Annotated in this window: 16 protein-coding genes and 1 riboswitch; of the genes, 5 read left to right on the forward strand and 11 right to left on the reverse strand. The window is 75.9% G+C overall.

Features of this window, described 5'->3' with window-relative positions:
• Positions 1–896: 896 nt before the first annotated feature.
• On the reverse strand, positions 897–2,156 hold the full coding sequence (locus tag ACYVO2_RS21485; protein ID WP_461009548.1) for a transglycosylase family protein: 1,260 nt from the start codon (positions 2,154–2,156) through the stop codon (positions 897–899).
• 8 nt (positions 2,157–2,164) lie between these two features.
• A riboswitch (cyclic di-AMP (ydaO/yuaA leader) is annotated at positions 2,165–2,339 on the reverse strand.
• 758 nt (positions 2,340–3,097) lie between these two features.
• Here ACYVO2_RS21485 and ACYVO2_RS21490 point away from each other — a divergent pair.
• From ACYVO2_RS21490 to ACYVO2_RS21500, 3 genes are all read left to right on the forward strand, one after another.
• Positions 3,098–3,793 carry a GAF and ANTAR domain-containing protein gene (locus tag ACYVO2_RS21490; RefSeq protein ID WP_461009549.1) on the forward strand — a complete coding sequence of 232 codons (696 nt, stop codon included), beginning with the start codon at positions 3,098–3,100 and terminating at the stop codon, positions 3,791–3,793.
• Between the two features lie 101 nt (positions 3,794–3,894).
• Entirely contained in the window at positions 3,895–4,794 is a 900-nt protein-coding gene (locus ACYVO2_RS21495) for an FAD-dependent oxidoreductase (RefSeq protein WP_461009572.1), read from the forward strand.
• A 103-nt stretch (positions 4,795–4,897) separates the two neighbouring features.
• Positions 4,898–6,307 carry a hypothetical protein gene (locus tag ACYVO2_RS21500; RefSeq protein ID WP_461009550.1) on the forward strand — a complete coding sequence of 470 codons (1,410 nt, stop codon included), beginning with the start codon at positions 4,898–4,900 and terminating at the stop codon, positions 6,305–6,307.
• 18 nt (positions 6,308–6,325) lie between these two features.
• Here the strand turns inward: ACYVO2_RS21500 and ACYVO2_RS21505 are convergent, their stop codons facing one another.
• The 5 genes from ACYVO2_RS21505 to ACYVO2_RS21525 all read right to left on the reverse strand — a co-directional run bounded on the left by ACYVO2_RS21505 (position 6,326) and on the right by ACYVO2_RS21525 (position 11,632).
• The gene (locus ACYVO2_RS21505) at positions 6,326–7,051 is read right to left on the reverse strand and encodes a hypothetical protein (protein WP_461009551.1); all 726 of its coding nucleotides are present in this window, start codon (positions 7,049–7,051) and stop codon (positions 6,326–6,328) included.
• 34 nt (positions 7,052–7,085) lie between these two features.
• Positions 7,086–9,197 carry a xanthine dehydrogenase family protein molybdopterin-binding subunit gene (locus ACYVO2_RS21510; protein ID WP_461009552.1) on the reverse strand — a complete coding sequence of 704 codons (2,112 nt, stop codon included), beginning with the start codon at positions 9,195–9,197 and terminating at the stop codon, positions 7,086–7,088.
• Complete coding sequence (locus tag ACYVO2_RS21515) at positions 9,194–10,183, reverse strand: FAD binding domain-containing protein (protein WP_461009553.1); 990 nt, start codon at positions 10,181–10,183, stop codon at positions 9,194–9,196. The genes ACYVO2_RS21510 and ACYVO2_RS21515 overlap by 4 nt, the downstream gene beginning before the upstream one ends.
• Positions 10,180–10,728 (reverse strand): 2Fe-2S iron-sulfur cluster-binding protein, encoded by a 549-nt coding sequence (locus ACYVO2_RS21520; protein ID WP_461009554.1) that lies wholly within the window; start codon positions 10,726–10,728, stop codon positions 10,180–10,182. The genes ACYVO2_RS21515 and ACYVO2_RS21520 overlap by 4 nt, the downstream gene beginning before the upstream one ends.
• A 178-nt stretch (positions 10,729–10,906) precedes the next feature.
• Entirely contained in the window at positions 10,907–11,632 is a 726-nt protein-coding gene (locus tag ACYVO2_RS21525) for an ArsR/SmtB family transcription factor (RefSeq protein WP_461009555.1), read from the reverse strand.
• 209 nt (positions 11,633–11,841) lie between these two features.
• On the opposite strand from ACYVO2_RS21525, the gene ACYVO2_RS21530 reads away from it, so the two are divergent.
• The gene (locus ACYVO2_RS21530; RefSeq protein ID WP_461009556.1) at positions 11,842–12,810 is read left to right on the forward strand and encodes a glutamate ABC transporter substrate-binding protein; all 969 of its coding nucleotides are present in this window, start codon (positions 11,842–11,844) and stop codon (positions 12,808–12,810) included.
• 78 nt (positions 12,811–12,888) lie between these two features.
• Here ACYVO2_RS21530 and ACYVO2_RS21535 read toward each other — a convergent pair whose 3' ends face one another.
• Positions 12,889–14,229, reverse strand: a complete 1,341-nt coding sequence (locus tag ACYVO2_RS21535) for an aminotransferase-like domain-containing protein (protein ID WP_461009557.1) — start codon at positions 14,227–14,229, stop codon at positions 12,889–12,891.
• A 363-nt stretch (positions 14,230–14,592) separates the two neighbouring features.
• Between ACYVO2_RS21535 and ACYVO2_RS21540 the strand changes: the two genes are divergently transcribed.
• Positions 14,593–15,417 carry an alpha/beta fold hydrolase gene (locus ACYVO2_RS21540; protein WP_461009558.1) on the forward strand — a complete coding sequence of 275 codons (825 nt, stop codon included), beginning with the start codon at positions 14,593–14,595 and terminating at the stop codon, positions 15,415–15,417.
• A 33-nt stretch (positions 15,418–15,450) separates the two neighbouring features.
• Here ACYVO2_RS21540 and ACYVO2_RS21545 read toward each other — a convergent pair whose 3' ends face one another.
• The 4 genes from ACYVO2_RS21545 to ACYVO2_RS21560 form a co-directional block, all read right to left on the reverse strand.
• Positions 15,451–16,551, reverse strand: a complete 1,101-nt coding sequence (locus tag ACYVO2_RS21545) for a type III polyketide synthase (RefSeq protein WP_461009559.1) — start codon at positions 16,549–16,551, stop codon at positions 15,451–15,453.
• A gap of 237 nt (positions 16,552–16,788) precedes the next feature.
• A complete protein-coding gene (glxA, locus tag ACYVO2_RS21550; protein ID WP_461009560.1) occupies positions 16,789–18,714 on the reverse strand; it encodes a radical copper oxidase GlxA in 1,926 nt (641 codons plus the stop codon).
• Positions 18,683–20,617 (reverse strand): glycosyltransferase family 2 protein, encoded by a 1,935-nt coding sequence (locus ACYVO2_RS21555; RefSeq protein ID WP_461009573.1) that lies wholly within the window; start codon positions 20,615–20,617, stop codon positions 18,683–18,685. Before ACYVO2_RS21555 ends, glxA begins: the two co-directional genes overlap by 32 nt.
• Positions 20,618–21,279: 662 nt before the next feature.
• Positions 21,280–21,615, reverse strand: coding sequence for a chaplin (locus tag ACYVO2_RS21560; protein ID WP_461009561.1), 336 nt, complete (start codon positions 21,613–21,615; stop codon positions 21,280–21,282).
• Positions 21,616–21,622: the final 7 nt, after the last annotated feature.

Genomic DNA, 21,622 nt, shown 5'->3' on the forward strand with positions numbered 1-21,622 from the left:
TGCCCGGCGTGCTCCGCGCCGCGCGGGGCGGGCCCGGGCGCGGTGCCGGTCCCTTGTCGCCGTGCGTCCGTCCGCCGCGCCTGACGGATGCTCGTTCGGCGCTTGCCCGGGCGCGGAGCCCGGCGCGGTCTCGGCGCGCGCACGGCCGGGCGCTCCCGCCCGGAGGGTATGACCGCGGCGCCCGGCCCGCGGCGGGTGCGGCCGTTCGCGGCGGCCGAGCCCGGTCCCCGTACCCGCCGCCGCGTGTCCGCCCGCCGCGGGTGCGGCGGTTGTTCGTCGGCGCGGGTCGCGGTCCGGTCCGCCTGTGTGCGGCGTCCGCGCCGCCGTCCTGTCCGCCCGTCGCGCGCGGGCGCTCCGCGCGGCACACGGTCGGGCGCGTGGGCGCGGTTCGGGGCCGGTTCCGTGTCTGCCGTCGTGTGTCCGCCTGCCGCGGGTGTGGGGGGTGTTCGTCGGCGCGGTCCGCCCGTGGTGCCGTCCTGCCGGTTCCGCGCGGTGGCTCCGCGCGGCGCGGTCGGGTGTGTGCCCGGTCCGGGCCGGACCTCCTGCCCTCCGCCGCGCGTCCGCTCGCCGCCCGTCCGCCGCCCCCGACCCGTCCCCGGTCGCCGTCGCCGGGTTCCCCGGGTTCAGGGCAGGCCGCAAGGAGAATCCGCCGTTCCGCTCGAATCCTGGTCGAGCCGATCGCGGAATCCCATCGGCCGGTGAATTTTTTCGGCTCCTGGGCTGCACAACCGGGGGCCCGTGAGGTACAAATGATTCAGGCCCGTCCGGTGTGCATCCCCCGTCGCACCGGCCGGGCCCTTTGCTTGTCCCGGGCGGAAGGCCGCCGCCGGGTCCGGGCGCGCGGAAGGCCCCGCGGACATCGGTCCGCGGGGCCTTCGTGCGCTCGGGGAGCGGGCTCAGATGCTGACGCCGTGCGCCCGGAGGTAGGCGATCGGGTCGAGGTCGGAGCCGTAGGTGGGGGAGGTGCGCACCTCGAAGTGCAGGTGCGGGCCGGTCACGTTGCCGGTCGCCCCGGACAGGCCGATCTGCTGGCCGGCGGAGACGGTCTGCCCGGCCGACACCGACAGCGAGGACAGGTGGGCGTACTGGCTGTACCTGCCGTCCGCGTGCCGGATGACGACCTCGTTGCCGTAGGCGCCGCCCCAGCCCGCGCTGACGACGGTGCCGGAGGCGATGGCCTTCACCGAGGTGCCGGTCGGCGCGACGAAGTCCACGCCGGTGTGGTGGCCGCTGGACCACATCGAGCCGGCGACGCCGTAGGCGGTGCCGAGGCTGCCCTGGATCGGGCGGACGTAACCGGAGGCGGCCGGGGCCGGCGCGGCGGCCTGCTGCGGCTGCTCCTGCTTCGCGGGGGCCGCGGGCTTGGCCGGAGCGGCCGGCTTGGCGGGCGTGCGGGCCGCCGAGCGGGACGCGGTGTCCTCGGAGCGCTCGGCGGGGGCCGAGGCCTGCTGGGCGCCGGGGACGTTCAGCCGCTGGCCCGGGAAGATGAGGTTCGGGTTGTCGCCCACGACCTCGCGGTTGGCCGAGTACAGCCGCTGCCAGCCGCCGTCGACGGACTTGGCGTCGGCGATCCGGGAGAGCGTGTCACCGCTGGCGACCGTGTAGTCGGCGGCCTGGGCGGGCCGGGACTCGGAGCGGCTGGGGCGCTGCTCGCGGCGCTCGGGCTGCGGGGCGGCCTGCTTCGGCTGCGGCGCGGCCTGCTGCTTCTGCGGGGCGGCCTGCGCCGGGGCCTGCGCGGCGGGCGCCTCGGCGGTCTTGCCCGGCTCCGCGGCGGCCTTGGTCAGACCGGCCCGCACCGAGCACACCGGCCAGGCGCCCGGGCCCTGGGAGGCCAGGACCTTCTCGGCGACCGCGATCTGCTGCGCCTTGGAGGCCAGGTCGGCGCGCGGGGCGTACTTCGCGCCGCCGAACGCCTCCCAGGTGCTCTGGGTGAACTGGAGCCCGCCGTAGAAGCCGTTGCCGGTGTTGATGCTCCAGTTCCCGGTGCTCTCGCACTGGGCGACCTTGTCCCAGGTGCTCTCCGGGGCGGCGTGCGCGGTGGTGGCCCCCGCGACCGGCAGGGCGATGCCGCCGGCGCCCGCGGCGAGGGCGAGCGTCACCCGGGTGGTGTTGATGAGGCTGCGGCGAGCGCGACGATGACGTCCTCGTGCGGACATAGGTGTGCTGTTCCTCTCCTACGCCTGCGAGGTGAGCTGTCGGGTTCGGGCTGGAGTTGCCCGGCCGCTGTCGCGGCTTCACCCCAAGCCGGAACTCCCGCGAATCGCGGGCGGTCCGGCACAAACCTGTGGGTCCCCCACTCCTGCCCTTGTGGGTTGTGGTTTCCGCGGCGGTCGTGGACAGGACTCGGCGTTTCGACCGGCGGGGCCCTGCGAGTCGGGACGGCAGGGCCGGTGAAAAGAAAGCACACAAGCGGCGGCGCCTCAAGCAACCCCGAATTGCCCGGTCGGCGTTCACCTGCACGTAACGTGAGGCCGGGTCACGCAGAGTCGAGGAATTCGTCCGCGGAGTCCGTTTAGGTATGAAATAGGCGCTTCGGTGGGCGAGTCGTTTTGTCCGAATCGGCGGCTTATGCAGAGAAGGGTGCGTGACTTGTGTCACGGAATTGCGTACGGGCTTCGCGAATCCGCGGCCGGTGCGCGGCGCGCCCCGGCGAATTTCCGCAGTTCAGCGGCGAAATTGACGGAGCGCCAAAACGGCCGGTTCCCGGTGTGAAGTCCGCGCGCCGTCCGCGGGAAACGTGACGTCAGCCACAGGGCTCCCGGCCCCGGTATTCCCCGCCATTCCCGCGGCCCGCCGCGGGCCGTCCGCCGCCGGGGAACGGTGAACGCGAGAGGGTGATGAGATGCGAGTGAAGGGAAGTGACTGCTGCCCGTTTTGTCGGGGGAGCGTGGCGCTCCTCCGCACGAGCGCGCCGCCCGCCCCGCCCGCCCCCGTGTGCCCGCCCCGCCCCGGGGTAGGGCTCTGACCAGGGATCAGTGAGACCACCTGAGGAGCACGACCCGGGGACCCGCCGACGAAGGACGGCGCCCGGCACTGGGAGGCACGAGTGGAAAGGGAGCGGCTCGGCCGGCGGGGCGGAGCGACGGAGACGGCGTGGATGTTCGCCGAGCTGTCCCGAGCCCTGCACGCCCACGACGACCTCGACGGGGCCCTGCGCGCCGTGGTGCACACCGCGAGGGCCGCCGTCGGCTCCGCCCACGCCGGGGTGGTCCTGCGCCGGGGCGACGGCACCCTGGTCAGCACCGCGCTCACCGGCGACCTGGTCAGGGCCTGTGACCAGGCGCAGTTCGACACCGGCCAGGGCCCGTGCCTGGACGCCATCGACACCGGGCCCGTGCTGCGCATAGCGGACATGCGCAGCGAGTCCCGCTGGCCCCGGTTCACCCGCCGCGCCGTGCGGCTCGGCGTCGGCAGCATGCTGGCCTGCCGGCTCACCGCCCGCCGCGGCGTCAAGGCGTCGCTCAACCTGCACGCCCCGCGCCCCTACGCCTTCGACGACGACGCCACCCGGCTCGCGGAGATCTTCGCCCTGCACGCCTCGGTGGCCCTCACCGGCGTCCGGCTGCGCGAGACCCTCGAGCAGGCCCTCGCCTCCCGGCAGCGCATCGGCGAGGCCACCGGCCTGGTGATGGGCCGCTTCGACGTCGACCCGGACCAGGCGTTCCGCATCCTGGTCCGCGTCTCGCAGCACCACAACGTCAAGCTCCGCGACCTCGCCGCGCGGGTGGTCGGGGAGGGCCCCGGCATCCTGCCCCCGTACGCCGACGCAGACCGGCCCGATCGCTCCCCCTGACCTGCCGGGCAGCGCCGCCCCGCAATACGGTGGATCCGCACACCCTCCGCGTGCAGCGGGGCAGTGGGGCTGGCTGACGCCGACAGGAGGCGAGGTTGCGCATGCGCCGGGGGTTCGACGCCGACCTGGTCATCGTCGGAGGCGGCCCCGCGGGCTGCGCCGCCGCCGTCATGGCCGCCAGCCTGGGCGCGCGCAGCGTGCTCGTCGAGGCGGAGCGGCTGTGCGCCAGGATCGAGGCCATCGCGTCGCTCGGCAACGTGCTGGGCGGCGTCACCAACGGCCCGGACCTCGCCGCGGCGATCCGCGCCGACGTCCGGCGCGCCCGCGCCTGCGAGACCCTGCTCGGCCGGCGCGCCGTGCACATCGACGCCGACGTGGACCGCGCCCGCGTGGTCCTCGACACCGGCATCACCCTCACCGCCGACGCCGTCGTGGTGGCCACCGGCGTCGCCCCGCTCGACCCGGGCGACGTGGACTGGATCACCTGCGCCCCGGACCTGGCCCTGCGCCCCCTGTGGGAGGCCGACCTCACCGCGCTCGCCGGGCGCCGGGCCCTGGTGCTGGGCGGCGACCGCCCGCTCGGCACCCTGCTGCGCGGCCGCCCGGACGCGGACGCGCGGTTCGACGTGGTGCACCCGGACGCCGACGTCTACAAGACGCAGGAGGTGCGCGGCGACCACCGGGTGGCGCTGCACCGGGTGGTCCACGTCACCGTCCGGGAGGAGGCCGGGGGCGAGGTGCGGGCCAGGGCGCGCGGCGCCGACCGCGTCTCCAGGACCCTCACCGCGGCCGTCGCGTACCTCAACATCGGCGTCAAGCCGAACGCGCCCCGCGGCTCCCTGATGCGCGACCCCACGGGCTACTGCCCGCCCGAGGCGCAGTACCCCCGGGTGCTGGTCGCCGGCGATCTGCGCGGCCCGCGCTACCAGCGCATCATGACGGCGTACGGCTCCGGCGCGGAGGCCGTGCTGCGCTGGTACTACGAGCGGGTCGGCGCGTAGGCGCCCGCCGGCCGTCCCCGTGGGACCGCTCCGTGACCGCCAGGTCACCGGAGCGCCACCCTCCGGCCACCGGATGGTCGGGTGGGGCACTTACGTTCGAGCCATGACGTTGGCCCCGGAGGTGACCGCGGTCGGGGGACCGGTCGCCGCGCCCGTGCCGCCGCGCAGGCCCCCGGCGCGCATGACGCCAGCCGTCCGGCTCCTGGTGCAGTCCGCCGCCGCGGCGCTGCTGCTCGCCGTGCTGGGCGGGCTCGCCGTGACCGCGGGCACCGCGGTGCGCGACGACGTGCGGCGGCTGGCCGGCGAGGAGTACGCGCTCGCCCGGGCGGCCTCCGACCTGCACGTCGCCCTCGCCGACCTGGACGCCCAGCGCGCCAACGCCCTCGTCCCCGGGCACGCCGCCGACGACCCCGGCACCCAGGTCGGCAACCGCGAGATGGCCCTGATCACGGCCAGGGAGCGCCGCACCGAGATCAGCGAGCTGCTCGCCGAGCTGGGCCGGCGCGGGCACGACAGCGAGCGGCTGACCCGGATCATGGACCTGCTGGGCCGCTACGACGCGCTCAGCGGGCGAGTGGAGTACGCCGACGACCAGAGGCCCAAGCGGCCCGCCGGCCATCCGCCGCCCCTGGCCGTCGCCTTCTCCGGGCAGGCGAGCGAGGTCATGAACGACGACCTGCTGCCCGAGGTCGCCGTGCTCGCCCGCGACCACACCCAGCGCGCGGACGACGCGGCCGGGCGCATCGAGGACCGGGCGCGCACCGCGATGTGGGCGTGCGCCGCCGCCGGGGTGCCGGTGCTCGGCCTCCTCGCCTGGTGGCAGCGCGACCTGGCCCGCCGCTACCGACGTCTGCTCAACCCGGCCCTGCTGGCCGCCACCGCCTGCGCCCTGGCGGCGGTGATCGCCACCACCGCGGCGCTCGCCTCGGTCGCGGACGACATGGCGACGGCGCGCGAGTCAGGACTGCGACCCTGGGAGCGCGCCGCGCACGCCGAGGCGCTCGCCGCGGAGGCGGGCGCCCTCCAGAGCCGCTGGCTCGCGGCCGACCGTGACCGCGCCCCGCTGTTCCGCCGTCAGTTCGCCGAGCTGTCCAGGCGCCTGGCCGACCCCGGCCCCGGCGACGGCAGCTACGCCCGGCGCCTGTCGGCCGCCGTGGCGGACGGCACGCCCATGCGGGGCCTGCTGGTGCCCTCCGACCGGGCGGTCCTGGACCGGTTCGCGGTCCTCCACCGCGACGACGACCGCCTGACGAGCCTGGTGGAGCGCGGCCGGCGGGACGAGGCGGCGCAGCGGCTCACCGAGGTGCCGCGCGGCCACCTCGCCTTCGACCACTACGACCTCTCCCTCCACATGGAGTCCCGCACCGCCGGGCGCGCCGCGGTGTTCACCTCCCGCACCGGCGCGGCGGAGGACACCCTCGGCCCGTGGCCCGCGCTGCCCGCGGCCCTGCTCGGCCTGGCCCTGCTCGCCGTCCCGGTGGCGGTGCGGCCCCGCCTCGCCGAGTACCGGTAGCGCCCCGCCCCGGCGCGCTCACCGCCGCCGCGCGGTCACCAGCAGGAAGGCGGCGCCCGCGCGGTCGGTGTGCCGGGTGGCCTGCCAGCCGCGGCCGGCCAGCGCGCGGCCGCACTCCTCCAGCGCGGCCACCACGTCGGCCCCGGCGGGCGCCGCCCACGCCACCCGCACCTCGTCCGCGCCGGGCGGGCCGGTGACCGTGTAGCCGGTGCCGCCCGCCGTCCGCGGCGGCAGGCCCGCGGCCTCCAGGGCCAGCGCCACCGCGTGCACCGGCCGCGCCCGCTCCCACGCCGCGGGCAGCGCGGTGTCCTCGTGCAGCAGGCGGCGGATCTCCAGCAGCGCCGCCCACGCGGCGGCGGCCTCGGCGGCCCGTCCGGGACCCGGCGCCGCCCCGCCCGCCGCGCCGGTGGCCGCCGTGACCCCGCCCGGTGCCGCGGCCCCGCCCGGCGCGGGCCGCCGCGGCTCCGGCGGGGCGAGCAGCCGCTGCCGCAGCGCCCGCCCCTCGGGGGTCAGGTAGTGCGTGGGGGTGCGGGAGTGCCGGAACGCCAGCCCCTTGGCCCGCAGTGCGGCGCAGGTCGCGGAAGGGGCCGTCAGCCGCCCCGTGCCGGGGTCGGCGCCGAGCACGGCACGGCGCTGGGCCGGGCTGAGGGCGGGCACACCGGGGGCCGGGGCACCGGAGGGGGAGCCAGGGGAGACGGCGTCGGGGGAGGAGGCGTCGGGGGAGACGGCGTCGGGGGAGGACATGGCCCCATCCTGCCGGTGCCGCCGGGGCGCCCCCTCACAGCCGTCCCTGCGCGATCATCCCCTCGAGCAGCAGGTCCGGGTGGACGGGCAGGTCCCGCACCCGCACCCCCGTCGCGTGGTGCACCGCGTTGGCCACCGCGGCCGCCGTGCCGACGACGCCCAGCTCGCCGATGCCCTTGGCGCCCATCGGGTTCAGGTGCGGGTCCTCCTCGGGCAGCCAGTGCACGTCGATGTCCGGGACGTCCGCGCAGGACGGGACGTGGTAGGAGGCCAGGTCCCGCTCGGCGTGGTCGCCGAAGCCCTCGTCCATGGTGCTGTCCTCGGTCAGCGCCATGCCGAGGCCCATCACCATCCCGCCCGAGAGCTGCGAGGCGGCCGTGCGCGGGTTCAGGATGCGGCCCGCCGCGAACACCCCCAGCAGCCGCCGCACCCGGGTCTCGCCCGTGTCCGTGTCCACCCGCACCTCGGCGAACTGCGCCCCGAACGACCGGTGCGCGTACCGGGCGCCGTGGTCCGCCACGTCCTCGGCGGTGTCCGCCCGCACCGTCAGGCCCTCGCCGGGCACCATGCCGTCCAGCTCGTCCAGCCTGCGGCGCAGCGCGCGGCACGCCTTGTCCACGGCCCAGCCCCAGGACGCCGTGCCCGCGGAGCCGCCCGCGACCGGGGCGGGCGGCAGGGCGCTGCACCCGATGCCGACCTCCACCTCGTCCACGCCCACCCGCAGCGCCCGGGCGGCGATCTGCGCCAGCACCGTCCTGGCGCCGGTGCCGATGTCGGTGGCGTCCACCTGCACCAGGTAGCCGCCCGCCGGGTCGGCGTGCGCCAGCGCCTGCGAGGGGCCGACCTCCGCCGGGTAGGAGCAGGCGGCCACGCCCGTGCCCAGCAGGTACCGGCCCTCGCGGCGCATCGCGGGCGCCGGGTCCCGGTCCGCCCAGTCGAAGCGGCGCGCCCCCTCCCGCAGGCACTGGGCCAGGTGGCGGCTGCCGAACGGGTGCCCGCTGTCGGGGTCGGTGCCGGTGTCGTTGCGGATCCGCAGCTCGACCGGGTCGAGCGCGAGCGCCACGGCGAGCTCGTCCATAGCGGACTCCACCGCGAACATCCCCGAGCACTCGCCGGGCGCCCGCATCCACGACGGGCTCGGCACGTCGAGCGGTACGGCGCGCAGGCGCATCCGCCGGTGCGGCGCCGCGTACAGGGAGCGGCCCGCCTGCACCGCGCGCTCCACCCAGTCGCTCACCGTGGAGCGGTAGGTCTCCACGTCGTGCCCGAACGCGGCCAGGTGCCCCTCGGTGTCGGCGCCGAGGCGGATCCGCTGGACGGTGGCCGCGCGGTAGCCGGTGACGGCGGCGAGCTGGTTGCGCGGCAGGGCCAGCTTGACCGGCCGGTTCACCTCCTGCGCGGCCATCGCCGCCAGCACCACCTGCGGCCGCGGCGTGCCCTTGGCGCCGAAGCCGCCGCCGACGTGCTCGGCGTGCACGGTCACCCGGTCCGGCGGGATCCGGAACAGCGCGGCCAGGGCCTGCCGGACCGGCGTCGAGCCCTGGTTCGAGTCGTACACCGTCAGCGCCCCGCTCTCCCACCAGGCGGTGGTGGCGTGCGGCTCCATGGGGTGGTTGTGCAGGGCCGGGACGGTGTACACCGCGTCGATCCGCACCTGGGCCGCGGCGTACCCGGCGTCGAAGTCGCCGCGCTCCCGGCCCGCGTCCGCCACGTCGGCCAGCCGCGGGTGGTCGGTCTCCAGGACGACGTCGTGCGGCTCGGCCGCGTACTCCACCCGCACCGCGGCCGCCGCGGCGCGGGCCGCGGCGAGGGTGTCGGCGACCGCGAGCGCCACGTACTGGCCGCGGTGCGCGACCCGCGGGGACTGGAGCACGGCCAGCGTCGCGTCGCCCGCGTCGCCGAGGCGGGGCGCGTTCTCGTGGGTGAGCACGGCCAGGGCGCCGGGCTCGGCCAGCGCCCGCCCGGTGTGCACCGCCGTCACCGCGCCCTTGGCCACCGTCGCCGGCACCGGCCAGGCGTAGGCGCAGTCGTCCGGGGTGTACTCGGCGGCGTACCGGGCGGCCCCGGTGACCTTGGCCCGGCCCTCCAGGCGCACCACCGGGTCGCCGAGCGGGCCCGAGCGGGGCGGGGCCGCCGCGGCCGTCACCGCGAGCTCCCGGCGAGATCGGTCAGCAGGCGCACGGCCAGATGGCGGGTGAGGGGCACCTTGTACCCGTTGTCGCGCAGCGGCTCGGCGACGGACAGCTCCGCCTCCACCGCGTGGGCGAACGCCTCCGGTGTGGCGGGCGCGCCGAGCAGCAGGTCCTCCGCGGTGCGGGCGCGCCACGGCTTGTGGGCGACGGCGCCGAACGCCAGCCGCACCCGCCGCACGGTGCCGCCCGGCGCGTCCAGCACGGCCGCCACCGACGACAGCGCGAACGCGAACGACGCGCGGTCCCTGGCCTTGCGGTAGCCGGAGTTGACGGCCTCCGGCAGCGGCGGCAGCTCCACATGGGTGATCAGGTCGCCGTGGTGCAGCACCGTGTCCCGCTCGGGGTTGTCGCCGGGCAGGCGGTGCAGCTCGGTGAACGGCACCGCGTACGCGCCGTCCGCGCCGTGCACCAGCACCTCCGCGTCCAGCGCCGCCAGGGCCACCGCCATGTCCGAGGGGTGGGTGGCCACGCAGTGCTCCGAGGCGCCGAGGATCGCCAGGTCCCGGTGCACGCCCTCCCTGGCCGGGCAGCCGGAGCCGGGGCGGCGCTTGTTGCAGGGCTTGCCGGGGTCCTGGAAGTACAGGCAGCGGGTCCGTTGGAGCAGGTTCCCGCCGACCGTGGCCGCGTTGCGGAGCTGCTCGCTGGCCCCGGCGAGCAGCGCCTGCGACAGCACCGGGTAGCGGGAGCGCACCACCGGGTCGGCGGCCAGGTCGCTGTTGCGCACGGCCGCCCCGATCCGCAGCGATCCGCCCTCCACCGTCTCCACCCGGTGGTGCGGCAGGCGGGTGACGTCCACCAGCAGGTCGGGGCTCTCCACGCCGAGCTTCATCAGATCGACGAGGTTGGTGCCGCCGCCCAGGTAGCGGGCCGCGGGATCGGCGGTCAGCGCGGCCACCGCGGCGGCCGGGTCGGTGGCCCGCCGGTAGCGCAGCGCCCTCATCCGGTGCCTCCCCCGCCCGCCGGCGCCCCGGCCCGCGCCACGTCGTCCACCGCCCGCACGATGCCCGGGTAGGCGCCGCAGCGGCACAGGTTGCCGCTCATCCGCTCGCGGATCTCCTCGTCGCTCACCGCGGCGGGCGCGCCCGCCGCGGTGACGGCGCTGGGGCGGCCCTCGGCCAGCTCCCGCAGCAGGGCCACCGCCGAGCAGATCTGCCCCGGCGTGCAGTAGCCGCACTGGAAGGCGTCCCTGGCCAGGAACGCCTCCTGCACCGGGTGCAGGTACTCGTGGTCGGCGAGCCCCTCCACGGTGGTGATCTCCGCGCCGTCGTGGGCCACCGCGAGCAGCAGGCAGGCGTTCATCCGCCTGCCGTCCACCAGCACCGTGCACGACCCGCACTGGCCGTGGTCGCAGCCCTTCTTGGCGCCGGTGAGGTCCAGGTGCTCGCGCAGGGCGTCCAGGACGGTGGTGCGGTTGTCCAGCGTCAGACGGTGCGCGGTGCCGTTGACGCGCAGGGTGACCGCCGTGCTGCGGTCCAGCGGGTCCATGGGGTTCCTGCCTCTCTGCCTCGCCCCGGCGGGCCGGCCGCGGGGCCGCGGCCCGTTGCGGAGTATCCGCGGCGACGGGATCGAAACCCCCGGGGCACGGCTGCCCGCCGAGGCGGCCCGCCGCCGGGACACGGCGTGGGCCGACCGCCCGCCGCCGGGCCGGGAGGCGCGGCGGCGCTCAGGCGGCGGCCGTCTCCAGCTCCGCCGCGCCGACGCCGAGCAGGTGCCGCAGCGCCTCCCGCCCGTCCGCGGTCACCCGCAGCGCGCGCCGGCCGCCCACCCGCACGCACCACCCGCCGTCCAGGAACCGGCGGCACAGGGCCGCCCCGGCCACCCCCGCCAGGTGCGGCCTGCGCTCGGTCCAGTCCAGGCAGGGCCTGGCCAGCGGCCTGCGGCTGCCCGCGGGTGCCCGCAGCTCGGCGCCCACCTCGCGGAACCAGTCCAGCCCCGCCGCGGTCACCGCGAAGCCGGTGTCCTGCTGGATCAGCCCGCGCCGCAGCAGCGCGTCGGTGACCGCCACGCCCAGCCGCCCCGCCAGGTGGTCGTAGCAGGTGCGGGCCCGTGCCATGGCGGCGTCCGCGCTCACCTGCCGCAGTCCGCGCGGCGGCACCGCCGCGGGGGCGGCGTGCGCGGCGAGGTCCTCCACCAACTGCGCCACCCGGTCGTCTGCCAGCCGCAGATACCGGTGGCGGCCCTGCCGCTCCTCGGCCAGCAGGCCCCCGGCCACCAGGCGGGTCAGGTGCTCGCTCGCCGTGGACGGCGACACCCCGGCCGCGCGCGCCAGCTCGCCGGCCGTCCACGCCCGCCCGTCCAGCAGCGCCAGGCAGAACCGCGCGCGGGTCTCGTCGGCCAGCAGCGCGGCGAGCCGGGCGAGCTGGGGGCCGGGGGCCTCGGGTCGTTCCATGGGCTCCATGATGCGCGCCGCACGCTTCGGCGGGCGCCGAAGGGTAGCCCTCCCGCCGCCGCCGCGCGGCCGTCCGCCGAGGCGAAACGTTACGCGGCCACCGGATGGGGGGACGGCCGGGCGGCCGCGGCGCGGGCCGCCCCCGCAACTGCCACACTGGCTCCCCATCAGCGACGGGGGAGTTCCACGAGCGAGTGGAGGGCGGCCGGGTGAAGCGACGCGGAGTCGGATCGGGAGCCGTGGCGCTCGCGCTGGCCGCCGTGGCCGCCGTGCCGTCCTCGGGGCCCGGCGGCACCGGCCCCGCCCGGACGGCCGCCCCGGCGGCCCGCCCCGCGGCCGGCGCCGCCCCCGCGGTCCCCGCCGAGGAGGGCTGCGACCGCCTGGCCAGCCTCCGCCCGACGGGCGCCCTGCCCCCGCCCGGCGGCCGGATGCCCGCGGGCTCCACCATGGAGCGCATCCGCGAGCGGGGGCGGCTCATCGCCGGAGTGGACCAGAACACCTACCTGTGGGGCTACCGCGACCCGGCCACCGGCGACATCGAGGGCTTCGACATCGACCTGGTGCGCGAGGTCGCCCGCGCGATCCTCGGCGACCCCGACCGGGTCGAGTACCGCACCCTGCCCTCGTCCGAGCGGCTGACCGCGGTCGCCGAGGGACGGGTGGACATCGTCGCCCACTCGGTGACGATCACCTGCGAGCGCAAACGCCACGTCGCCTTCACCGCCGACTACTTCCACGACGGCCAGCGCGTCCTGGTGCGCCGCGACTCCGCGGCCCGCACCCTGGCCGACCTGGCCGGGCGGCGGGTGTGCTCGGCCCGCGGCACCACCTCCATCGAGGAGCTGGCCAGGGCCCGCCCGGCGGTGCGGCCCGTGGCGGCGACGGAGTGGACGGACTGCCTGGTGCTGCTGCAACTGGGAGAGGTGGAGGCGGTGTCCACCACCGAGCACGTCCTCCAGGGCCTGATGGCCCAGGACCCCGAGACGAAGATCGTCGGACCGGTCTTCACCTTCGAACCGCACGGCCTGGTCGTCGCCAAGGAGAACGCGGACCTGGTGCGCTTCGCCAACGCCGTCCTGGACCGGATGCGCCGCAACGGCCACTGGGAGCGGGTGTACGAACGCTGGATGGGCCGCTTCGGCCCGGTCCCGGAGCCACCGGTGCCGCGGTACCGGTGACCGGGGAGCGGGGGCCGGGGGAGCGCCTGTGGGCCGGGACGACCGGGAGTGGTGGCGACGGGGACGGGGCGCCGCGTGTCAGTCGGGCTCGGCGTCCTCCGGGCCGCGGCGGGCCAGCGCGGCCAGGGTCCGGAGGGCGCGGGCCAGGACGGCGGGCGGGGGCGAAGCCAGGCCGATGCGCACCGCGTGCGGGGCCCGCGGCGAGCCGACGGCGAACGCGGCGCCGGGGGTGACCGCGACGCCCCGGCGCGCCGCCGCGGCCACGAAGGTCTCCGCCCGCCACGGCTCGGGCAGCTCCCACCAGCAGTAGTAGGAGTGCGGGTCGGCGCGCACCGGGAAGCCGGCCAGGGCCAGGGCGGCGAACCGCTGCCGCTCCCCGGCGTCGCGCCGCTTGGCCTCGGCGACCGCGGCGGCGGTGCCGTCCAGCGCCCACCCGGTCGCCGCCTCCAGGGCCAGCCCGGGCACCGTCCACGCGCCCGAGCGCAGCGCCGCGGCCACCGGGTCGGCGAGCGCCTCGGGAACCACGGCGAAACCGGCCGTCAGGCCCGGCGCCAGCCGCTTGCTCAGGCTGTCCACCAGCACGGTGCGCTCCGGCGCGAACGCGGCCAGCGGCGGCGGCCCGTCCCGCAGGAACGCCCACACGGTGTCCTCCACCGCGTGCACCCCGAGCCGCTCCAGGGTCTGCGCGAGGGCCGCGCGCCGCCGCTCCGGCATGGTGGTGCCCAGCGGGTTGTGCAGGGTGGGCTGCACGTACACCGCGCGCAGCGGCGCCGAGCGGTGCGCCTCGGCGAGCGCGTCGGGCACCAGCCCGTGCTCGTCGAGCGCCAGCGGCACCAGGGTCACCCCGAGCCGCGCCGCGACCGCCTTGACCACGGGATAGGTGAGCGCCTCCACCCCGAGGCGCTCGCCCGGCGGCACCAGCGCGGCCACGGCCGCGGCCGCCGCCTGCCTGCCGTTGCCGGCGAACAGCACCCGCTCCGGGTCGGGCGCCCAGTTGCCCCTGGCCAGCAGCCCGGCGACGGCCCGCCGCGCCGCCGCGGTGCCGGACGCGCCCACGGGCCGCAGCGCCGCCCCGAGCGGCTCGGGCCGCAGCAGCCGGGCCATCCCCCGGGCGAGCAGCGCGGACTGCTCCGGCACCACCGGGTGGTTCAGCTCCAGGTCGATCCTGGCGTCGGCGGGCTCGGCCAGGGCGGGCCCCGCGGCCTCGGGCGCGGCCCGCACGAACGTGCCCCGGCCCACCTCCCCGACGACCAGGCCCCGGCGGGCCAGCTCCCGGTAGACGCGGCCGGCCGTGGAGTCCGCGATGCCCTGCCGTCGGGCGAACACCCGCTGCGGCGGCAGCCGCTCCCCGGGCCGCAGCCGCCCCGCCGCGATGTCCCGCGCCACGGCGTCGGCCACCCGCCGGTACTCCTCCCGCACCGCCCGCCCTCCTTCGCCCCGCGGCCGCACCCCGGCCCCCGGGCCCACACTGTCCCACCGGCCCGACCGCGGCGCGGAACCGGGGCGGCGGCGCCCGGCGCACCGGGGCGGCCCGGCGCGCCCGCACCCGCGACCCCGCCCCGCCCGAGCCCCCCGCCGCCCCGCAGTCCCGGAGCCCCCCGACGGCCTCCTCCCCGCGGGAAACCGCCACCCGCCCCACATTGCACCGAGTACAATGTAATTCATTGCACCGAAACCACTCCGCTCCCTAGCATCAGGGCAATCGCCGGCCCGTCCAGGACCGGCCGTCACCCGGGCCGGGCCGCCGCAGCGCGGCCCCGTCCGACGAGGGAGCTGACACGGTTGAGCACGGCCACCGCCGGTACGGCGTTCGTCAACGGGATCACCCTCGCCTACGAGGACCACGGCACGGGCGAGCCGGTGCTGCTGATCCACGGGCACCCGTTCGACCGGTCCATGTGGGCCCCGCAGACCGCCCACCTCGCCGCGACCGGATGGCGGGCCATCGTCCCCGACCTGCGCGGCTACGGCGGGAGCCAGGTCGTCCCCGGGGTGGCGGGGCTGGACGTGCTGGCCGGGGACCTCGCCGCCCTGCTCGACCACCTCGGGGTGGAGCGCGCGGTCGTGGCCGGGCTGTCCATGGGCGGGCAGATCGCCATGGACTTCCACCGGCAGTTCCCGGAGCGGGTGCGCGCCCTCGTCCTGGCGGACACCTTCGCGCAGGCCGAGACGGACGAGGGCAGGCGCACCCGCAACGCCATGGCGGACCGGCTGCTGCGGGAGGGCATGGGCGGCTACGCCGACGAGGTGCTGACGAGGATGCTCGCCCCGTACAACGTCGAGGCGCTGCCGGACGTCGCCGGGCACGTGCTGCGCATGATGCGCGGCGCCCCGCCCGAGGGCGCGGCTGCGGCCCTGCGCGGCCGCGCCGAGCGCCCCGACTACACCGACATGCTGCCCCGGGTCGCCGTGCCGGCCCTGGTGGTGGTGGGCCGGGACGACGCGTTCACCCCGGTGGCCGACGCCGAGTACCTGCGCGACCGGATCCCCGGGGCGTCCCTGACGGTCGTCGAGGGCGCCGGGCACATGCCGAACCTGGAGCGGCCCGAGGTGTTCAACCGGGCCCTGGGCGACTTCCTGGCCTCCCTCGCCCCGGCGCGCCCCTGACCGGCGCCCCCGGCCGCCCCGCCGCGCCGCCCGTCACACCAGGCGGGCCTCGGCGACGGGCGGCCGGGCGGCCACGGCGGCCTCCTCCCGCACCGTCCACGTGCCCAGGCTCATCTCCGCGGTGATCCCGGGCCCGAACCCGGCGATCATGCCGCGCGCCCCGGCCTGGACCGCGCCCTCGGCGAAGCACCGCGCCAGCGCGTCCAGCACCACCGCGCTCGCGATGTTGCCGTACTCGGTGAGCGTGGCCCGGCTGTGCCGGAACGCCTCGGGCTGCACGTGCAGGAAGCGGCACAGGTCGTCCAGGATCCGCGGGCCCCCGGCGTGCACGATGTAGAAGTCCAGTCCTGAGGCGTCCCACTGGTGGTCGCGGGCGAGGTCCCGCAGCGCCGGGGCCAGCGGCTCCATGGTCTTGGGCACCCGCTTGTCCAGCAGGAAGTGGAAGCCGGTGTCCCGCACCCCGTAGGAGATCCAGTCCACGGTGTCCGGGATGAGGTACGAGCCGTTGCGCTCGATGCTCACCCCGGTCCCGTCCCGCCCCCGCATCACGGCGGCGGCCACGGCGTCGCCGAACAGGCCGTTGGACAGCAGCGTGCCCACGCCGACGTCCATCGGCTGGTAGCACAGGGAGCAGAACTCGCAGGCGACGATCAGCGCGTTCGAACCCGGATAGGCGGTGCAGAAGTCGTGCGCGCGGTTGATCGCCGCGCCCCCCGCGGCGCAGCCGAGCTGGGCGATCGGCATCTGCCGGGTGTCGGAGCGGAAACCCATGTGGTTGATCAGCCAGGCGGTCAGGGACGGCATCATGAAGCCGGTGCAGGACACATAGATGATCAGGTCGATGTCGCGGGGCCGGAGGTCGGCGTGTTCCAGGGCCTCGCGCACCACCTCGGGCACCCTGGCCTTGGACTCCTTCTCGTACAGGGCGTTGCGCTCGGTGAAGCCGGGATGCCGCAGGGTGTCGTCGATGGGCTGGACGATGTGGCGCTTGCGCACGCCGGTGTTCTCGATCAGCCGCAGGGCCAGGGCGAGCTGGGGGTGGCTCTTGTGGAGCAGCCGGGCCAGCTCCAGGGTGTCTTCCTTGGTGATGACGTGCTCCGGAACGGCGACCGCCGGGCGGCACAGGATTGCCATGGGCGCTCCCACATCGTGACGAGGGCGCGGACCGGCGGACAGGCGAGCCGGAACGTGGCCCGGGGCACGACTTGTGCCCCTAGTACCGTTTTCCGTCACCGAGTGCCACTATCACACGAAGAGGCGAAAAGCACACTAATGGCCGATACGGGGAAGGGCGGGCGACGGCGCGGCGGACCCGCGAGCGGCCGCGCCCTCCCGGTGCCGGGAGGGCGCGGCGGCGGTGCCGGGTACCGCTCAGACCACGTGCACCCAGCGGGCGACGGACGGGGTGCCGTGCCGGTCCACGGCGAACAGCATGTACCAGCCCCGCGGCACCAGGGCCGGGTCCTCGGGGATCTCCACGGAGAACGCCCGCCTGCCGTGGGCGACCTCCAGCTCCACGGACCGCTGCTCCACGTCGGTGGTGTGGGTGACCGCGGACGGCCGCATCAGCCGCACCTCGGCCACGTCCCGCGGGCGCGGGCTGCGGAAGGACGCGGTGCCCCCGCGCGCGACCTCCCGCGGGCCGCCGGTGATCGCCGGGCGGCCGTCCCGGTACAGGTACGGCGGGGTGAAGACCTCCACCCGCTGCTCGAACCTGCCGGGCCGGGTGTTCTTCCGGTCGGCGAACAGCGGGTCGGAGCCGAACGTGGCGACCCGCCCGTCGGGCAGCAGCAGCGCGGAGGAGTGGTAGTTGCGGCCGATCCTCGGGTCGGCGGCCGGGGTGAACCGGTTCGTGCGCGGGTCGTAGAAGTGCGCCCGGTGGATGTCGGAGGCGCCGCGCCCCCGGTAGTCCGACGACCCCCCGGCGGTCAGCACCCGGTCGTCCGGCAGCAGCACCGACGACAGGTAGCGCGCCCCGCCCACGGGCAGGTCGGGCCCCCGGGTGTACCTGGGCCGCCGCGCGTCCAGGTCCACCACCGCGGTGCGGGCCGTGGACCGCTCCGACTCGCCGACGCCCCCGCCGCCGAGCAGCATCACCTTCTGCTCCTGGGCGGGCGGCAGCAGCACGGAGGCGGAGGTCTCCGTCAGGCCGGGGTGGCGCAGCCCCCGCACCGGGGTGAAGGTGTTCGTCCGCGGGTCCCACACCCCCGGCCTGCGGCCCTTGTCGGCGGGGCCGTAGCCCGCGTTGGACCCGGAGTAGAACAGGGTGCCGCTCCTGGTGAGGAACAGCGCCGGGTAGGTGGGGAAGTAGCGCCTCGGGCCCTCGGACCAGGTGCGGGTCCTGGGGTCGTAGATCTCGTTCTTGCCGTTGATGATCTCGCCGATGTCGTTCAGCCCCGACACCGCGAGCACCCGGCCGTCCTCCAGGGTGACCAGCGTCGGGTACCAGCGGGCGTCCTCCATGGGGGCGACCGGGACGTACCGCTCCGCCACCGGGTCGAACTCGTACGCCGACCTGATGCCGTGGTAGTCCTGCTTGTCCATGGTGAGCTTCCGGGCGAGCCCGTAGAAGTTGCGCGCGTCCTCCCCCTTCAGCCCGGCGATCCGGTACTGGGCGGGCCGGGCCTGCACCTGGGCGCGGCCCTCGCGCACCGCCTCGACGAACGTGCGCACCTCGCTCGCGGTGACCGTCGCCGTGCCGTCCCGGTGCACGACCTTGGCGGCGGGCGGCAGGGTGAAGGCGCGCACCGAGCGGTAGCGACGCCCGTCGGGCGCGACGAACACGGTGCCCGCGCGGAAGCGGCGCTCCTTGTTCGGGTCCTCGTTCTTGACCAGCATCAGCCCCGCGGCGCGGGTCACGTCATCCTCGAGGATCTCGTAGCGGGCGGTGCCCCCCGCCACCAGCAGCCTGCCGCCCGGCAGTTGCGCGTGCCCGGAGCAGAACAGGTCCTCGGGGGTGGGGACGAGCTCGAAGGAGTTGTCCGCGGGGTTCCACAGCAGCGTCTTGAACGTGCCCGCGTCGAACTGCTCCTCGTCGTTGCCCGAGCCGGCGATCAGCAGGACCTTGCCCGTGTGCAGCAGGGCCGCGTGGATGGCGTTGACCCGGAACTCCTCCGGGATCTCCACCGTCTCCCAGCGGCCGTGGGAGGCCAGGTACCCGGGCTGGTTGATCCGGTAGTCGTGGTACTTGTCGGTGACGAACGCCGTCGCGGCGGGCGCGTTCATCGTGGCGAGCACCACGAGCGCGCACGCGCCGACGACGGTCTTACGGAGCCGTGGGCTGGGTCGGTACCTCAAGGATTCTCTCTCCCTGGTGGATCAGACGGCCGGGTGCGGCCGGGTGGCGGTCGGCGGGGGAGCGGTCGCCGGCGCGCCGCCGCGAGGCGGCCAGCGACCCCCACCACACGAACAGGGGGATGAGCGTCATCAGCAGGGCGAGACCGGCCCAGGTCAGCATCGCCGCGTGCAGGTGGTCCAGGACGAAGGCGGCGGTGATGGACCCGGCGAAGACCGCGGTCCAGAACAGGTGGATGCGGAACGTGGACAGCCGGTCGGGGCTGGAGGAGTCGCCTTTGGGCGTGACGACGAACCGGCTCGGCCGCCGCAGCAGCGCGGCCAGCAGCGACTTGGCGTAGACCGGCGCGGACAGCGCCGACATCACCATGCCCGCCGCCCCGGAGGAGCCCTGCGGCTCGTGGGGGCTGACGTTGTGGCGCCGGTTCCAGATGTACAGGCCGATCTGGAGGGCCGCGGCGTCGCTGTAGAGCATCATCCAGATCTCGGAGGGGATGTGCACCCCGGAGGCGCCGAGCCCCAGGAACAGCACGCAGGACAGGCCGCCGAGCAGCCAGTTCAGCGCCGCCGACGGGTAGTAGACGACCATCAGCGTGTAGTTGAGCAGGCGCCCGGGGGACAGCCGCGGCGCCACCCGCCAGTACTGCTTGAGCAGCGTCTCGTAGGTGCCGCGGCTCCAGCGCAACTGCTGGCTGAAGAAGTCCGTCCACGCCGAGGGCCCCTCGCCGACCGCGAGCACGTCCGGGGTGTAGACCGACCGCCACCTGCGCCCGGTGACGGGGTTGCGGTGCCGGTGGATCTCCAGGCCGGTGGCCATGTCCTCGGTGATGGAGTCGTACAGGCCGCCCGCGGCCTTCAGGGCGCTGATGCGCATGCAGTTGTTGGTGCCGACGAACATCGGGGCGCCGTAGGCGTTGCCGGCGCGCTGGATCAGGCCGTGGAAGAGGAACTGCTGGCTCTCCGACGCCTTGGTGACGGCGCAGGTGTAGTTGCCGTACACCTGCGGCCCGACGACGAACGCCACGTCGGGGTCGCGGAAGTAGCCCAGCATCCGCTCCAGGAAGTTCGGCAGCGGGACGTGGTCGGTGTCCACGGAGGCGAAGAACTCGTAGTCGTCGCCGTGCGCGTCCAGCCAGGAGTTGTAGTTGCCGTGCTTGGTCTTCGCGCGGAAGCCCCCCGAGGGCTGGTTGTACTTCTCGACGCCCTTGCGGGAGAAGTGGCGCACCCCCAGCCTGGCGCACAGCTCCTTGGCCTCCGGGTCGTCGCCCTCGTCGAGCAGCCAGACGTCGAGCACTCCCCGGTGGCGGATGCGCACCGCGCCCTCCAGGGTGGCGCGGAGCATGTCGATGGGCTCCTTGCCGGGGACGAAGGAGGTCAGGAAGGCGACCCGGGTGCCGGGCTGCGGGACGACGGGCACGGGGTCGCGGGCGACCAGGGTGGCGTGCGCGTTGGACACCACATTGATCAGGCGGAACGTCTCGATGAGGCCGATCGACACGAGCATGGTCCAGTCGCAGGCGACCGCCCAGCCCGGGGCGTCCTCGCGGCGCACCCAGTGGCTCGGCAGCATCAGCCACACCAGCAGTACGGCGGAGAAGACCGGGGCGGCGGCCAGCAGGATCCCGGCCCGGACGGGGTGGTCCTGCCGGGAGAGCAGCCGCCGGTACTGCACGCGGTAGGGGACCGAGGGATCCGGCTCGGCGAGCGGGCCGGCGAGTTGGGAGTAGCGCGCGTAGTCGTAGGGCGCCGCCGACGGGGGCGGTGGGGAGCAGGAGGGTGTGCGGTCGGGGGAGTGCGGAGGCTCCCGGCCCTCGCCGGTCCTTGGCTTGACGCTGTTCGGTGAGGTTGCCACAGGGCCTCCGTAGGCAACGGAAACGGACAGTCGGTCGAGCGCGCGGCGACGCATCATCAGATCATGGGATGGTTGGTTTCTGAGTAATGTCGCATATGCCCGATTCAGCGCGATCAAACTATCAGAGTGTTCAATTGATCTGATAGTCCATCTCCGGCGTGGCGCGGTGTCCGCGGGGATTGGGTTTGCAGGCGCCTGGCGCGCTCCCCTTCGGCCGGGAAAGGTGCTGGTCAGAGCACTGGTGAGGGGCGGCGGCAGGTAACGGCTCATGTGAAAGTGCGATAAGAGGAATCGCTCGCCGGGGAATCGAACAGAATGCGCACTCACGCGCCGCGGGCACGGAAACCACCCACGACCCCGGACGCCCTCACGGCGGCGGCGGGCGGACTCCGCCGGGCCGCGGCCGGCACCCCCGGCGGACGACCCCGTCCGCGCCCCGAGCCGCTGTGCCCGATCCCCTGCGGCGCCCCCTGTCCGCCCCCGTCCCGGCGGCAACCCCCCCGCCCCGCCCCCGTCCCCCACCACTTGTCCCTCACGGTGCGGCCCGCGGGCACGCCGACGGCCCCCCGACCGCGCGATCCCGCCCGCCCCGACCGCGAAAACACCCCCAAAACGCGAAAAGCCGCGGCACCCACGCGGTGAGGCGTGGATGCCGCGGGCAGTTGATCACCCGGCGGGCGGGGCCGTCCCGGGCGACCTGGGCGCCCGGGGACGTCTCACCGGCGGTACTCGCCGGAGGTGTGGTGCTCGTTGAACTCGCCGTGCGCCAGCTTCGCGGTCTTCACGAACGTCTTGCTGGACGCGTGCTCGTCGTCGCTGTTGATGCAGACGTTCCCGAACGCCGGGTTCAGCAGCGCGATGATGTCCACGGTGATGCCGCAGATGTTGATCGGCACGTGCAGCGGAATCTGGATGGCGTTGCCGGAGATGACGCCCGGCGATTCCTTGATCGCGGCGTCGGCTTCGGCGTCGGCGAAAGCGGGAGCGGCGGCGCCGGCGAGAACGAGACCGGCCGTGGCGGTCACAGCGGCGGCCTTGGCGATACGCGACATGAGGTTT

Source organism: Streptomyces capparidis (assembly GCF_054782095.1).